At 61.4% G+C, this 14,081-nt stretch carries 15 protein-coding genes and 2 pseudogenes; 11 read left to right on the forward strand and 6 right to left on the reverse strand.

All coding sequences use genetic code 11. The features are described 5' to 3' along the window. Positions 1-9: 9 nt before the first annotated feature. Positions 10-891: a LysR family transcriptional regulator gene (locus OKW44_RS13740; RefSeq protein WP_018423828.1), complete on the reverse strand. Its 882-nt coding sequence runs from the start codon at positions 889-891 to the stop codon at positions 10-12. A 315-nt stretch (positions 892-1,206) separates the two neighbouring features. Between OKW44_RS13740 and OKW44_RS13745 the strand changes: the two genes are divergently transcribed. The 4 genes and pseudogenes from OKW44_RS13745 to cysQ all read left to right on the forward strand — a co-directional run bounded on the left by OKW44_RS13745 (position 1,207) and on the right by cysQ (position 2,978). Then, positions 1,207-1,806 carry a sulfotransferase gene (locus OKW44_RS13745; RefSeq protein ID WP_162634084.1) on the forward strand — a complete coding sequence of 200 codons (600 nt, stop codon included), beginning with the start codon at positions 1,207-1,209 and terminating at the stop codon, positions 1,804-1,806. Then, a pseudogene (locus OKW44_RS13750) lies at positions 1,788-1,847 on the forward strand (hypothetical protein); the annotation flags it as partial. The gene OKW44_RS13745 and the pseudogene OKW44_RS13750, both read left to right, overlap by 19 nt. A 32-nt stretch (positions 1,848-1,879) precedes the next feature. After that, a complete protein-coding gene (locus tag OKW44_RS13755; RefSeq protein ID WP_429410882.1) occupies positions 1,880-2,158 on the forward strand; it encodes an adenylyl-sulfate kinase in 279 nt (92 codons plus the stop codon). Next, entirely contained in the window at positions 2,151-2,978 is an 828-nt protein-coding gene (gene cysQ / locus OKW44_RS13760) for a 3'(2'),5'-bisphosphate nucleotidase CysQ (protein WP_018423825.1), read from the forward strand. Before OKW44_RS13755 ends, cysQ begins: the two co-directional genes overlap by 8 nt. A gap of 323 nt (positions 2,979-3,301) precedes the next feature. Here the strand turns inward: cysQ and OKW44_RS13765 are convergent, their stop codons facing one another. Then, positions 3,302-4,213 carry a CHAD domain-containing protein gene (locus OKW44_RS13765; RefSeq protein WP_026226410.1) on the reverse strand — a complete coding sequence of 304 codons (912 nt, stop codon included), beginning with the start codon at positions 4,211-4,213 and terminating at the stop codon, positions 3,302-3,304. A 242-nt stretch (positions 4,214-4,455) separates the two neighbouring features. Between OKW44_RS13765 and OKW44_RS13770 the strand changes: the two genes are divergently transcribed. Continuing rightward, the gene (locus OKW44_RS13770) at positions 4,456-4,824 is read left to right on the forward strand and encodes an NUDIX hydrolase (RefSeq protein ID WP_035471738.1); all 369 of its coding nucleotides are present in this window, start codon (positions 4,456-4,458) and stop codon (positions 4,822-4,824) included. 102 nt (positions 4,825-4,926) lie between these two features. Here OKW44_RS13770 and OKW44_RS13775 read toward each other — a convergent pair whose 3' ends face one another. Further along, complete coding sequence (locus OKW44_RS13775) at positions 4,927-6,168, reverse strand: cystathionine gamma-synthase family protein (RefSeq protein WP_018423823.1); 1,242 nt, start codon at positions 6,166-6,168, stop codon at positions 4,927-4,929. Between the two features lie 202 nt (positions 6,169-6,370). Between OKW44_RS13775 and OKW44_RS13780 the strand changes: the two genes are divergently transcribed. Further along, complete coding sequence (locus OKW44_RS13780) at positions 6,371-8,011, forward strand: MFS transporter (protein ID WP_018423822.1); 1,641 nt, start codon at positions 6,371-6,373, stop codon at positions 8,009-8,011. A gap of 10 nt (positions 8,012-8,021) precedes the next feature. Here the strand turns inward: OKW44_RS13780 and OKW44_RS13785 are convergent, their stop codons facing one another. From OKW44_RS13785 to OKW44_RS13795, 3 genes and pseudogenes are all read right to left on the reverse strand, one after another. Further along, positions 8,022-8,414, reverse strand: coding sequence for a hypothetical protein (locus tag OKW44_RS13785; protein ID WP_018423821.1), 393 nt, complete (start codon positions 8,412-8,414; stop codon positions 8,022-8,024). A gap of 93 nt (positions 8,415-8,507) precedes the next feature. After that, on the reverse strand, positions 8,508-9,503 hold the full coding sequence (locus tag OKW44_RS13790) for an aldo/keto reductase (RefSeq protein WP_026226409.1): 996 nt from the start codon (positions 9,501-9,503) through the stop codon (positions 8,508-8,510). Positions 9,504-9,710: 207 nt separating this feature from the next. Then, positions 9,711-10,025 (reverse strand): annotated as a pseudogene (locus OKW44_RS13795) (cytochrome c peroxidase); the annotation flags it as partial. A gap of 111 nt (positions 10,026-10,136) precedes the next feature. On the opposite strand from OKW44_RS13795, the gene OKW44_RS13800 reads away from it, so the two are divergent. The 5 genes from OKW44_RS13800 to OKW44_RS13820 all read left to right on the forward strand — a co-directional run bounded on the left by OKW44_RS13800 (position 10,137) and on the right by OKW44_RS13820 (position 14,075). Then, positions 10,137-10,649: a hypothetical protein gene (locus OKW44_RS13800; RefSeq protein WP_026226408.1), complete on the forward strand. Its 513-nt coding sequence runs from the start codon at positions 10,137-10,139 to the stop codon at positions 10,647-10,649. A gap of 183 nt (positions 10,650-10,832) precedes the next feature. Then, positions 10,833-11,678 (forward strand): AraC family transcriptional regulator, encoded by an 846-nt coding sequence (locus OKW44_RS13805; RefSeq protein ID WP_018423817.1) that lies wholly within the window; start codon positions 10,833-10,835, stop codon positions 11,676-11,678. Between the two features lie 44 nt (positions 11,679-11,722). Continuing rightward, positions 11,723-12,130, forward strand: a complete 408-nt coding sequence (locus tag OKW44_RS13810; RefSeq protein ID WP_018423816.1) for a DUF2000 domain-containing protein — start codon at positions 11,723-11,725, stop codon at positions 12,128-12,130. Between the two features lie 8 nt (positions 12,131-12,138). Continuing rightward, on the forward strand, positions 12,139-12,582 hold the full coding sequence (locus OKW44_RS13815) for a hypothetical protein (protein WP_162634083.1): 444 nt from the start codon (positions 12,139-12,141) through the stop codon (positions 12,580-12,582). Positions 12,583-12,683: 101 nt separating this feature from the next. Beyond that, the gene (locus OKW44_RS13820) at positions 12,684-14,075 is read left to right on the forward strand and encodes a class I SAM-dependent methyltransferase (protein ID WP_018423815.1); all 1,392 of its coding nucleotides are present in this window, start codon (positions 12,684-12,686) and stop codon (positions 14,073-14,075) included. Positions 14,076-14,081 lie beyond the last annotated feature (6 nt).

Raw genomic sequence — 14,081 nt, forward strand, 5'->3', positions numbered from 1 at the left:
GCGCTCGCCTCAACACCCGGCGGCGTGGCGCGACGCGAGCGCGTTCACCGTCGCCGCGGCCCAGTCGATAACCGTGCGCACCCGGTTCAGCTTGCGCAGGTCGGGATGCACGAGTAGCCAGATTTCGCGTGTCAGGTCGCAAGGAAATTGCGTCGCACGGACAAGGCCGCCGATGCTCTCGCCGACGGCGACCGGCAGCAGCGTTTTGCCCAGACCTTCCTGTACACAGGCGAGCAGCGCCTCGGCATCGTTGACCATCACCTGGCCCGCCGACCCTTGTCCAAGTCCGATGGTTTTCGCCATCCATTCCGCTTGCGGCAGATCGTTCATCCGATCATCGTAGGTGAGCCATCGCAGCGTGTCTTCTGCCGCGCCCTCGCGCAGATAGACACCATACGGCAAATCGCCCAATTTTCTCGCGACCACGCTGAGTTCGTCGCGCGGCCGCGCGAGGCGAATCGCGATATCCGCTTCACGCTTGGTCAAACTCAGCGAACGCGCCTCAGCGACCAGTTCGACGTTGAGGTCGGGATGCTGGCCCAGCAGATTCGGCAACGCCGGAATGAGAATACGGTTGGTGAGGATCGGCACCGACGTGACGCGTACGGTGCCGGCGACGCGAACATCGGCGCCGGAAATCGTCCGCGTGGAGCTTTGCACTTCGATCTCGATGCGCTCGGCGAGGCTGGCGATTTCGAGGCCCGCATCCGTCAGCGTCAGTTTGCCTTTGACGCGATCGAACAGGCGCGCGGCCAACCGCTCTTCGACCTGAGCAATCCGCCTGACCACCGTGCTTTCGTTAACTGACAGCAGACGCGCCGCCTCGCCGAAATTGCCGGTCCGCGAAGCGGCCAGCACGACGCGCAGGTCGTCCCAGTTTTCTTTTGACATACACCGTATTTCCTTACGCGATCTATCGTCTGGATCGGATCATAACTGCATCACCGGTATGCGCCAATAGTCAAACAATGTGAAATCACCAGTCGCGCGCCGCTGTTTTAAATCAATATGGATAATTAAGTGCGGGCACGTCTGTATAAATTGTTACTCACTGCAATTTTGCAGTTCAAGACTGCAAATCTGCGGATGCATCGAGGCCATTTGCAGATATATGATAATCAAAGTCAATTTCGTGATAGCGCACATCGTTCTTCCGAAGGAATTAATTTTTAAACTGAAGTATGGGGGAGGTGAGTGGTGTTGTTTATGGTATTGATCAGTTATTTTTTTCTGGTTGCCTGTTGTCCGTTCTTTTTGTGGCGATCATTTCTTGTCGTCGCGAGGGAGGTTATTCGAAGCCGCGAGGTGACGCTGAATCAGAAGCGCAGCATGGCATGGCATCTTTGCAAGGAATTGATTTGTGCACCGTTTTTCACGGTGCTCTGGTATCTTGACGAGATTCTGTTTTCACGGTTTACGCATCAGGAGTTGGCCAGGCCGGTTTTCATCATGAGCCAGCCGCGCAGCGGAACAACGTTCCTGCTGCGGACGCTGTCGCTCGACGCGAATACCTTCTTTTCCCTGACACATCTGGAATGGCGCTTTCCGCTCATCACGCTGTGGAAAATCCTCGATATATTGGGTTTGCGAAAATGCGTCGAGGGAATCAGCTATTGGCCGAATACCGAATTAGGCCGGCTTGCCGCGAAGATTCACGAACACCAGTTGGGCAGTGTCGAGGAGCACGGAATATTTTTTGAAGAACGCATGTATCACCATTATTTCACGTCTACATTTTTCATGACTCGTCCGCATGTGTCGTTGCCGATGGCGAACTGCTGGTCGCCGTGGAAGACGAGCGCCTGACGGGCGAAAAACATTCCCAGAAGTTTCCGGAGCGCGCGATCGAAAGCTGTCTCGCGCGCAGCGGGTTGAAAGCATCGGACATCGACCACATCGCGATCTCGTTCAATCCGAAAAAGCCGAGTTTGTCGAAGTGTTTGTGGAGACACCAATTGCGGAGTGCGTCCGCCGCGATCCAAAGGGCCTATATGCGCGCGCGCTGCGCGGCGAGATCAAGAACTTCACCGGACTCGATTCTCCGTACGAGGTGCCCGAGTCACCGGAGATCCGGCTCGATACCGTCGGGCACTCGGTAGAGAAAACGGTCGAGCGAGTGGAGGTATGGTTGAAGGAGCGGGGGTATTTGAATGATTGAACAGGAAGACGCGTTGTCGGTGGATGCCAGCACGCTGGACCGTTTCGAGCAGATCGCCATCGCGGCGGGCGAAAAGATTCTCGAGTATTTTGACAACCGGTGCCCGGTATGGGCCAAAGCGGACCGGTCGCCGGTAACCGAAGCCGATCACGCCGCCGAGGCGGTCATCGTGGACGGATTGCGCGCGGTGTATCGCGGCGTGCCGTGCGTGGCCGAACAGGCGGTATCGGCGGGCGTGGTGCCGAACGTGCTGGGGCGAGCTTTTTTTCTAATCGATCCGCTCGACGGCACCAAGGAGTTCATCGCGGGCCGCAACGATTTCACGGTGAACATCGCGTTGATACGGGACGGTGCGCCACTGATCGGCGTGGTGCTTGCACCGGCGACGCGCGTGCTGTACTCGGGCCGCCCCGGTTACGCGTGCATGTCGGAGGTCGGTGCTGATCGCGGAATACGCAACCGGCAGCGAATCGCGGTGCGCGCCCGTTGCGAGCCGCCGACCATCGTCGCAAGCAGATCGCACGCGTCGGCCGATACCGACGAATTTATCCAGCGCTACCCCGACGCAAAATGTGTGTCGGTCGGCTCGTCGCTGAAATTTTGCGCCATCGCGAGCGGCGCGGCGGATATCTACCCGCGGCTCGGCCGGACAATGGAGTGGGACACCGCCGCGGGGCATGCGGTGCTGTCGGCCGCGGGCGGTCGCGTCATGTCGATGGACGGCACGGTGTTGACTTACGGCAAGCGCGGGCAGAGCAGCGACGTAGATTTCGCGAATCCGTGGTTTGTGGCAGAGGGTGGCCCGAGCGGTTCTATCTAGCGCCGTCGGCGCACCCAGGATCGGTGGTTCTTCGAGCTATGCGTCCATCAGATCATGCGCGAACTCAATTCTGGCGACCTGTATGTGGAAGGCAACGATCGCTTCGACGATCTCCGCATGTACAAGTATCAGTTGAAGAGTTCCAGCGGGAGCTACCCCGCTATAGCGAGATTCTTTTCCGCTCGTCGACGGCGCGGCGCCGTAGATTGCCGACGATTTGGCTATACGCGTCGACGGTCCCTTCATGGCTGAGCGCAGCCGCTTACCAACCGCGCAACAACCCCCTGATACTTCGGCATCCATTCAGTGAGATCGCGCCCGCCTCAGTTAGAGATGCCCCGGACCCGCCGCGATGCCGCCCGCATCCGTTGGGACTTATGTTTTTCCAACCATTGCAGCGATTCCTGCACGACCTCGGCCGGAACCTCATTGAATGACGCGCTGCGAATCAGCGCCTCGCTTGCGGCAATGTCGTTGAACTGCCCCAGCTTGTTCTGCACGGATGTCAATTCCTTGATGGTGCGACCGTGTCCGCCTTTGATAACGGGTTGAAAAAACTCCAGCAGATACCTCAGTTTTTTGCCTGCCTTTCGAACGTCGTGAAGATCCTCCTCGTGGGTGTCCTCGCTGCGTGCAGCGCGTCTGCTTCGCTTTTGAAGTGCGCGCTGTGCCAGACGGACACGCTTCTCGGCGAACGCCTGAATGGGTAGATTGTCGCAACGCGACAGGAGTGTGGTTTGCGCGCGAAGCAGGACATCGTTCAGGAACGCCTCGACATCGTCGCTTTTGATCATCGTCTGGCTATGTACCACCGCCTGCGCGCGCTTCTCGCGCGCCGCGGCCACCAGCAGTTCGATCGAGGCGCCGGACTCCTGGGCGGCTCTCAGCAGATCGCCGGCTATGTCCCAGTCACGGGTTCCGCCTGCCACGGCCGCAAGACGCTTGAATTCTTCGGTGGCTTGCGCGGTCGATTCCTCTCCGAGGTATGGAGAGTACGCCCAGTACAAAGCCCGAAGCTTTCTGAAAGCGACGCGAAGCTGATGAAACCCTTCTGCATCGCTCTGCGTGGATAGCTCTCTTGCCCTTTGCACGGCTTCGGCCACCACTGGCGCCGCCAGGGACGAGAAGGTACTGGCAACGGAACTCGTTTTTGACAGTGATGAACCGGCCGTCCGGCGGTTTGCTTTGAAGAGAGTGTTTGGCCGTGGCAAGGACCAGTCACCATCCATATCCATTGCAACCTCGAGTCGGATAGAAAATCATTTGCCCAGACCTTACCATAGCGACCTTCGTGCGCCGAGATTGTGACGCGTTGATGACATACTTTAAGCTGCCGCGCGTCCGCTGTCCTCGCTTCGAAACATTTCTGGCTTCCGCTGTTCTGTATTAGGATGCTCAACTATTGTCTGGCAAAGCCCGATACGCCGCCGTGCGGGGCGCGTCTTGAGAGCATCTGGGGCATAAGTGGGAGTTCGGTTTGAAGAAACGCGCCACCGTGATCTGTCGCAGAGGTAAGCGAATCCTTCTGGTCGCACGTAGTCAATCAAAGTGGGCTTTGCCGGGCGGGATCCTCAAGCGTGGAGAACATCGCACGGACGCCGCACTTCGGGAACTCAAGGAAGAAACTCAACTATCCGGCAAGTCGGCCAAGCATCTCTTCGACTTCCGTGGCAAGCAGAAGCACCATCACGTGTTTTCCTGCGAAATCCCGAATCGGGCCAAGGCTCGCCCCAGTAACGAAATATCCAGGTGTCGCTGGGTTCACATGGACGACATCCGTCGCCTCATGACCAGCGGGCCGACGACCGATATCGTGAAGCTCATGTATCAGCGGCGCAGGAAGTAGCCCAGACTTTCAACTGATACCCGACGTCCGATTGCACTGCCAGGAACTAAATAAGCGAGGCCGGCGCACCAGCCTCGCTCAAAATCTCGAAGGCCCGAAAAACTACGCCGCCAACTTGAGCGCCTGTGCGAAATCCGCAATCAGATCGTCGATATCCTCGATGCCCGCGGACAGCCGCAGCATGCCGTCGGAAATGCCCATCGCCTTGCGCGTTTCCGGCCCGGCTTCGAAAAAGATCGTCGGCGCGACGGGAATGATCAGCGTGCGCGTGTCGCCGAGACCGGTCGCCTTGACCGGCAGCTTGAGCGCATTGACGACTTCGACCATGCGATCCACGTTGAGTAATTCGAATGACAACAGCCACGACGCGCCCTTGAAGAGCGTCTGTGCGATCTCGTATTGCGGATGGCTCTTCAGGCCAGGATAGAACACGTTGCCGATCGCTTCGTGCCCTTCGAGAAACTGCGCGAGCGCGAGCGCATTGTCGCTACTTTGCTTCACGCGCAAGGCGAGCGTTTCCGCGCCCATCGCGATCGAGTGCGCCTGCTCGGACGACAATGCCGCGCCCATGTCTCGCAGGCCTTTCTTGCGGATCTGCAGCAGCCCCTGATCCTTCGCCGCCGAGCGCCGATAGTCGTCGGCGATGTTCGGATACGCGCTCCAGTCGAACAGGCCCGTATCCGTCACCGCGCCGCCGAGCGCGGCGCCATGACCCGCGATAGTCTTCGTCAGCGAGTTGATGACGAGGCTCGCGCCGACCGCCTTTGGCTTGAACAATGCAGGCGAGGTAATCGTGTTATCGACGAAGTACACGATGCCGCGCTCACGGCACACGTCACCGATACCTTGCAGGTCGGGAATCTGCGTGCCCGGATTCGCGATGGTTTCGACGAACACCATGCGCGTATTCGGCCGGATTGCGTTCTTCACGTCGTCGACGTTGCACGCGTCGACGGTCGTGACTTCGATGCCGAGCATCCGCAACGTGCCGAACAGACTGTTGGTGTTGCCGAACACGTAGCGGCTCGACACGAGATGATCGCCCGCGCGCAGCAGCGTGAGGAACGTCGCGGTGATGCCGGCCATGCCGGTGCTGAAGCAGATGGTGCCGACGCCTTCTTCGAGGCTGGTGATCTTGCGCTCGAGCGCGGCGGTTGTGGGGGTGCCCTGCCGCGCGTAATTGAAGCCGCCTTTCTTCGTGCCCTGGAACACGCCGATCAGGTCCTCGACGCGCTCGAAACCATATTGCACGGACGTATGAACTGGCTGACGCAAGGCACCGTGCTCGGTGCCTGCAATTCTGTCGCCGTGAACGATGCCAGTGGTGAAACCTTGCTTGTCCATTCCTTCTCCGCTTTTATAGATCGATTGCTTCCAACCGATTATCGCCTGTAACCGCTCGCCGGCGAAGTCCTTGGCGTCCCGTCCGGCGGCGCGGGACACCCCGAATGGGCAAAACCCGCTCCGCGATGTTGCGCTGCGGGGTTGACTAGCCTCGGTGGCACGAACAGGCTCTAAGTCTTCATCGACCAGCACGGGAGCGAACGTGGCCGACCCTGATCATTCTGGCAGCAAGCCGAGGACGGCGCACATCGTCGCCGCGCAGGCGAGCCCGTGCGACGAGCTCGTCATCCGCACGCAGCCCATCACGACCGGCCGCCCGTGCCAGCGAAAGCGCCTCGCGCTGGCCGCGACGATCGGTGGTTCGAGCATGGCGTTCATCGATGGCTCCGTCGTCAACGTCGCGCTGCCGTCCATTCAGAGCGAACTCGGCGCGAGCGTTGCGGCGATGCAGTGGGTCGTCAACGCGTATCTGCTGTTTCTCGGCTCCCTCGTGCTGGTCGGCGGATCGATGGGCGACAAGCTCGGCCGGCGCACGGTGTTCATCGCGGGCGTCGCGCTTTTCACGCTGGCGTCGGCTGCTTGCGGGTTTGCGCCGAATGCATTTGCGCTGGTCGCCGCGCGCGCGGTTCAAGGCATCGGCGCGTCACTGCTCGTACCCAGCAGTCTCGCGATCATCGGCGCGGTGTTCGACGACGCAGCGCGCGGACGGGCAATCGGCACCTGGGCGGGCGTCGGCGCGATCACGTCTGCCGTGGGGCCGGTGGCGGGGGGCTGGCTCGTCGACGCGTGGTCGTGGCGCGCGATCTTCTTCCTGAACGTCCCGCTCGCGGCGCTGACGATCGCGCTCGCCATATCGGCGGTGCCCAACAGCCACGGGGCCGATGCGCCTGGACAGCTCGACTGGCCCGGCGCGCTGAGCGCGGCCACGGGCCTCGGCGCTCTGACGTTCGGCCTGACCGAGGCATCGGCGCGTGGCTTCGCGCATCCGCTCGTATTCTGTGCGATCGGCGCCGGCGTGCTGATGCTCGCCGCATTCGTGACCATTGAGGCGCGTAGCCCCAACCCGATGGTGCCGCTCGATCTGTTTCGCTCGCGCGACTTCACCGGCGCCAATCTCGTCACACTGCTGCTTTACTTCGGCCTCGGCGGCATGTTCTTCTTCCTGCCGTTCACGCTGATCCGCGCGCATGGCTACACCGCGACCGAAGCGGGGGCGGCGCTGTTGCCGGTGCCTTTCATCATCGGTTTGCTATCGCGCTTCACTGGCGGTCTGACTAGCCGCTTGGGTTCGCGCACGCTGCTGACCGTTGGTCCGGGCGTCGCCGGAGTCGGGTTCACGTTGCTGGCGCTGCCGTTCGTGCGCGGCAGCTATTGGGCTGAATTCTTCCCTGCGCTCGTCGTGCTCGGGCTCGGCATGACGATCACCGTCGCGCCGCTTACCACGACCGTGATGGGCGCGGTGCCGAGCGACCGAACAGGCGTGGCGTCCGGCATCAATAACGCCGTTGCGCGCGTGGCGGGTCTGCTGGCGATTGCAGTGCTCGGCATCGTATTCGTGTGGTCGCACCACGCGGCGCTATCGGCGCGCCTCGACGAACTGCATATGCCGCAAGATACGCGCCAGACCGCGCAATTGCTGGCGCCGGTCGAGCAGGCGGGAGGGGCGGCGGGCGCCTCGCATACGCCGCGCGAGACATCCGTGGCGCGCGCGCAAGCCGATGCGATGACCGACGCGCTGCGGGCCGTCGCGCTCGTCTGCGCCGCGTGTGCGTTCGCCGGAGCGGGGCTTGCGATGGCCACCATCCAGCCGCTGAAACGGCCGGCGGTGGCGCGCCCGGAGTGAGATACGAAACTCAGTGGTGAACAGGCCGCACCGGGGACCCCGTCGGCCGGATCACCGCGGCCGCTCGCGCCTCGATTCTTGCCGCCGACGAAGTCGGTTGATGTGGCGCGCTGTCGTACCCGTTTATTTGTTCATCGATGACGAAATCCGCGACTCTCATCGCGTCCATCGCGTTGCCGTCCACGTCGTTCCACTCGCGAATCGCGCGATTGACCCTGGTTAGCGCGGTGACAGCGAGCAGTATGGCGTCGGTCTCGGTGATCTTGCCTTCGAGATCATCTACGAGGTAGTCCGCAACACGTAGAGCCGCGCCGATCAGATTGCTGTCGTCGCTCAAGTCCGTCAGTACCGCATGAACCACTGCGAGGCAAGCATCTTTGCGTGCAAGTGCGATGTCTGTCATGGGGTTCTCCAGAGTCCAGGTGCAAACACAATTTATTCCGGGTGCTCCCTGCATGTCGAATGCGCCCACCGCGAAGCCGCCACCGCGTTTCCTTTACCAGCGCTGATGGACGTGCGGCGCGATATGGTGCTGATAGACATCCCGGACCCGTTGCATTGCCTCGTCGGACAGCGGCGCGAGGCTCGCGGCCGAGACGTTCGACGCCGCCTGGGCCGCGTTTTTACTGCCCGGGATGATGACGGAGACGGCATCCTCCATCAGGATCCAGCGCAGAGCCAGCTGCGCCATGGAGGCGTTCACTGGTACGAGGCCGCGCAGTTCGTCGACCGCTTGCAACGCGACGTCGTAGGGCACGCCGGAGAACGTTTCGCCGACGTCGAACGCCTCGCCATGCCGATTGAATGCACGATGGTCGTCTGATGCAAAAGTCGAATCCGCGGACATCTTGCCCGTGAGCATGCCGCTGGCCAGCGGCACTCGCGCGATGACCGCAACGTCTTTCTTTTGCGCTTGCCTGAAGAACAGATCGGATGGACGCTGACGGAACATGTTGTAGATGATCTGCACCGAAACCACGTTCGGATATTCGATCGCCTTCAGCGCCTCTTCCACCTTTTCGACCGACACGCCGTAGTAGCGGATCTTGCCGGCGGCGACGAAGTCGTCCATTGCGTCGAACACCTCGGGACGGTAGTAAACCTCCGTCGGCGGGCAATGCAGCTGGACCAGGTCGAGCGTTTCGACGCCGAGATGCGAGCGACTCCGGTCGATGAAAGCTTCGAGCTCGCGCTTGTTCAGATAGCCGCTGGTCACATGCGGGTCGAGTCGGCGCCCGAGCTTGGTGGCGACAATCGGACGTTCGCCGCCTCGTTGCCGCAGCACGTCGCGGATGATCCGTTCGGAGCGACCATCGCCGTAGACATCGGCCGTGTCGATGAACGTGACACCGTTATCGAGCGCGGCATTTAGCGCGGCCTTGGCGTCATCTTCCGCAACACTGCCCCACGAGCCGCCGATCGCCCATGCCCCAAAACCGATTTCCGACACATTCCAGCCGGTACGACCAAATTTTCTCGTCGAAAGCGTCATTTGGATGCTCATCCTCTATTTTTTAGCGAAGTTGCGTCGCAGGCGGTTCATGACTCTTGCGGGAGCGCCGGCGACCTTTGTACATAGTGTAGCAAGCGGGCAGGGCCGTTGAAGTAGGGTATGCGTCCAGGCGGAATCGATGATCGCCCGCGCGATGCGATGAAGTATGATTTCCACGGCATCGAAGCGGCCGCTCCGACAACAGGGCGGCATCGACGCCTGATCGTGCAACGATGCGGCGGCGCCGTCGCGCATGAAGCCGCCCGTCGGTCCTTCGTCCTCGGTATCTTCCGAGGCGGGCGTATAGAAGTGCCGGCTGAACAACGGCGTGAAGCTCAGATAGCGCAGCGACGGCACCGAACGCGTACCCGGCTGGCGCATGTCGGCGCCGCCCAGTTGCACGGCAAGGCAGTTCGGTGGACCGTAGGCGTGCTCGGGACTATGGCAGCTCGCGCATGACATCTTTCCCGAGGCCGATAGCGACGCGTCGAAGAAGATCTGTTTGCCAAGTTCGGCCCGAGCATGATTCACGCCTCGTGCATGCCGTATTCGGCGATCGCGATGAGTTACTCTCTACATCGGCATGTGATTTGCTGGCTGATACTGGAAGAGAAACCAACCGGACGACAAAACGTGGCGCCGAAAACAACGGGTATCGCCCCGCTCCAGATGTTCGAAAGCGTCGTCATCCGGTTGTACGACGGCGGCGTCCTGTCGCCGGCAGTGCTCGAACGTGTGATCGGCGCCTTCGCGCAAGCGGATGTCGACTGGCATGACACGGTGCAGGGCCGCTCCGTGGACGGTCGTTCACTGCACGAAATCGTCGCGCTGACGATGCTGCCGGGACAACCTGTCCGATCGGCATCGGCATCGTTCATGACCGTGATCGAACACATCGCGGGCGTCGCGTCGGATACGGACGAGAAAGCAGCGCAGCCAAAAACCGCGCGACGCAAAAAAACCGCGCCGCCCGTGGATGAAACGGACGCGGAGTCGGAGTCCGAATCGCAAGAACTGCTTGCGCAATTGTCGGGCGACAGACGATCCAGCAAGCGCCGCCGCGCGACCGAACAGGATCGGCCGGCGAGTTCGCGCGGCTATAACCCGTTCGTCAACGCACGGCCACCGCGTTCGAAGAAGCCGTGACGCTGGTTGCCTTCGTCGACAGGAACGGTCGTTGGCATCGTCGTTCTGGTCGGCGACGAGCGGGGTGAGTTGCACTGACATCGTGAGGACGTTTCGCCGACAGGGGCGTTGGCCCAACCCGATTCCCCCGCTGCCGTACACTATCCGCTGGCCGCATCGCCCGCTGCCCGCCAGCTCCAACCCATGCCCACTTCACTCAGTCCCGCCAACTGGCTAATCGCCCGCCGCGATGCCGAAACCGGCATCGAGAGCCTGCGCGCGCATTTCGGCGGCCACGCCTACGATCCGCACGATCACGACGACATGTTGATCGGCTATACCGAGCAGGGCGTGCAACGCTTCCAGTGTCATCGGTCGTTGCACACGAGCGTGCCGGGCCGCGCGATCCTGATCGAGCCCGGCGCGCTGCACGACGGTCACGCGCCAGAGGCGGCCGGCTTCACCTACGCGATGCTGTATCTGCCGCAAGCCTGGGTCGAGCGCGCGGCGCGGCGGCTCGATCTGCCGGGACTGGCCGGCGTCGAGGCGGCGTTCGGCCGTACGCTGGTCGACGACCGCGCGCTCGTCGATGTGATCGGCCGGGCCTTCGCCGCGATTTACGGCAACGAGGGCCGGCTCGCGCGCGACCAGACGCTCGATCGTCTGCTGCTGCAACTCGGCGCCCAGCTGCGCGATGCACCGCTGAGCGGCGACCTCGCTGCGTCACCTGCGATCACGCGGGTGCGCGATCTGTTGCACGAACACATGGACGGCAATCTCGGGCTCGACGAACTCGCCGAAGTTGCCGGCATCGACCGGTTCAGGTTGACGCGTCTGTTTCAGCGCGCGTTCGACACCTCGCCGCACGCGTATCTGGTGCGCTTGCGCCTGCGCGCCGCGCGGCGCCTGCTCGCGACCGGCCGCACGCCCGCGCAGGTCGCCGCCGAAGTCGGCTTCGCGGATCAGAGCCATCTCGGCCGCTGGTTTCGTCGGGCGTACCGCATGACGCCGGCGGCGTACCGGCAGATGTGCACAAACGTTCCAGACTGACCGCGCGGCATCGTCGATCATGAGCGGCTCAACGAGGAGTCATCATGTTCGATACCAAAGTGGCGCTGATCGTGCGCAGCGATCTCGCGGTCTGGCAGAAGCTCAATGTGATCGCGTTTCTCGCGACCGGTGTCGCGGCCGCGGCGCCCGATGCGCTGGGCGAACCCTACGAGGATGCCGCCGGGCACCGCTACGGCCGCATGCTCGGCCAGCCGATGATGGTGTTCGCCGCCGACCGGTTCGGTCTGCAGGGCGCGCATCGGCAGGCGCTGTCGCGCGAACTCCGAATCGTGCCGTACGTGCACGCGATGTTTTCGACAGGACATGACGCGGCGAATCGCGCAGTCTTTCGCGCCGAGGACGCGGCGAATCTCGACCTCGTCGGTCTCGCACTGCACGGACCGAAGAAAGCCGTCGATAAGGCCGTGAAAGGTTTGGCCTTGCACGAATGAGTCAACGAGTGCGCGAGCCGCTCGATTGTCGACGGTACTCGCGCCGAAGCTCTAAAAGAAAAACGTTTGCCGCGCCGGGCGCGAATTGCGTTAAAACAAAAAAGGCTTATTCGGCGAATGCACGGGGCATATCCAAAGGGCATAGATCAGAAAGGCACAAGCAACGCACCCGCTCAATAGCGGATCGTGCCGCCATCGTGGCAATGCGATTGCAAGTCTTTGTCGAGAAACGAATTGTCGGCGATTGCACCCGCGCGCTCGCCAACTCGTTTCAAGTGGTTCTTTGCAAAAACGGCTTTCTACAGCACGTACATGCTCGCAAGAAAACCTTGCGTATACTTTTCATCCTGAATTTGACCTCAGTCAGAATTGAATGTGTTGATGTTACACTGCAACCCGCTGGAGCCATTCTGGCAAGGGGCTTTGGTGTTTCCAGCTCAACTGTGGTTTGAAACGCGTCCACGACTTGTCGCTGGTGTCGTGCATGCGGCAGCCATTCACTGGACTTCTCCAACACCCTGCTGCGTTCCCGGATTCCTCAGGTACTAATACCGTGTACTCTCAAACGCAAATCGACCCGGTGATCAGCTTCCGCAACTCGCAGCGCGAGCACGTGCGTGGGACGATCATCAACCTCCAGAGAAAGTCTTTGGTCATGGAGGTCTATAACCCCTATTCCATCGTGCAGGTCAGCGAGGTGTTAAGCGAGCTGAGCGTGCGCATGGGCACCAAGAATGCCTATCTCGGCAAGGCCGTGGTGGTGAGTCTGGTGAACACCGGTCTGACCGCGGTGGTTTCGCTGGCACTCATCGACGAATGGCGCGAGCTTAGCGTTCTGCCCAATGAAGCGAAGTCGGTCGGCCGGGAAGCAGAACTCTTTATTAGCGACTGGGACGCGCGTTTCAATATCCGGCGCGACTATCAGATCGTCGTGAACGAGATGCGCGCATTCCTGTCGGAAGTGTCGCGCTGGGTCGAGCAGGTCGACCTGACCGAGAGCTTGCCGAAGACCGAAGAAGGCAGGCTGCGCGAGGACCTGTTCTACGAGCTCGCCACGCCGATCATGCTCAAGATCAAGTTCTTCCTCGACCGCCTGGAGGAAGAGGCCGAGCGCGTCGAAGCCGAGACCGCACCCGTGCATCGCACGTATGCACAAGCGGCACTGCATCCGTTGCTGCTGCGCGCGCCATTCGTCTACCGCACGTTCACCAAGCCGCTCGGCTATGCCGGCGACTACGAGATGGTCAACCAGATCCTCAGCGATCCGCAGCAAGGTCCGACCACATACTTCCAGATCGTCAACACCGCGTTCCTGCAAGCGGCGGTCGCGACCGCGCACCGCAACCGCATCACGCTGCTGATCGACTTTCTGACGCGTCAGGCCGAAGCGGCGCGCGCTGCCGGCAGGCCGTTCCGCATCCTCAACGTCGGTTGCGGGCCCGCTTTCGAGATCCAGCGCTTCGTGCGCGAATATCCGCATCCGGAGCTGCTGTCGTTCGAGCTGGTCGACTTCAGCGAGGAAACGCTGGCGTTTACGAAGGACGCGATCGAAAGCTCGGCGAATGCCGCGGGCCATAAAGCCTCGGTGCAAATGGTGCATCAGTCGGTGCACGATCTGCTCAAGCGTAAAATTTCAACGGACCCCTCCGCGCGCGAATTCGACGCGGTGTACTGCGCGGGTCTGTTCGACTATCTGTCGGACAAGGTCTGCGCGCGTCTCTTGAGTTACTTCGCCGCTCGCACGCGAGTTGGCGGCCAGTTGCTGGTCACCAACGTCCATTCGGCGAATCCGGAGAAGTACGGGATGGAGCATCTGCTCGAGTGGTATCTGATCTATCGGAACGAGAGCGGCATGAGCTCGCTGCTTCCCGCTAATTCCACTGACCAAAAGCTCTACGTCGACGTGACCGGGGTGAATGTGTTCGCGGAAGCCACGATCCTCTGAAACCGT

The organism is Paraburkholderia lebeckiae, from assembly GCF_050436325.1.
In the GTDB taxonomy this organism is placed as follows: domain Bacteria; phylum Pseudomonadota; class Gammaproteobacteria; order Burkholderiales; family Burkholderiaceae; genus Paraburkholderia; species Paraburkholderia tuberum.

Coding starts and splice junctions, on each gene's coding strand:
- OKW44_RS13785 (WP_018423821.1), bottom strand. CDS start 8,414: ATGACAGACATCGCACTTGCACGCAAAGATGCTTGCCTCGCAGTGGTT.
- OKW44_RS13775 (WP_018423823.1), bottom strand. CDS start 6,168: ATGGACAAGCAAGGTTTCACCACTGGCATCGTTCACGGCGACAGAATT.
- OKW44_RS13740 (WP_018423828.1), bottom strand. CDS start 891: ATGTCAAAAGAAAACTGGGACGACCTGCGCGTCGTGCTGGCCGCTTCG.
- OKW44_RS13805 (WP_018423817.1), top strand. CDS start 10,833: ATGCCCACTTCACTCAGTCCCGCCAACTGGCTAATCGCCCGCCGCGAT.
- cysQ (WP_018423825.1), top strand. CDS start 2,151: ATGATTGAACAGGAAGACGCGTTGTCGGTGGATGCCAGCACGCTGGAC.
- OKW44_RS13765 (WP_026226410.1), bottom strand. CDS start 4,213: ATGGATATGGATGGTGACTGGTCCTTGCCACGGCCAAACACTCTCTTC.
- OKW44_RS13745 (WP_162634084.1), top strand. CDS start 1,207: ATGGTATTGATCAGTTATTTTTTTCTGGTTGCCTGTTGTCCGTTCTTT.
- OKW44_RS13810 (WP_018423816.1), top strand. CDS start 11,723: ATGTTCGATACCAAAGTGGCGCTGATCGTGCGCAGCGATCTCGCGGTC.
- OKW44_RS13790 (WP_026226409.1), bottom strand. CDS start 9,503: ATGACGCTTTCGACGAGAAAATTTGGTCGTACCGGCTGGAATGTGTCG.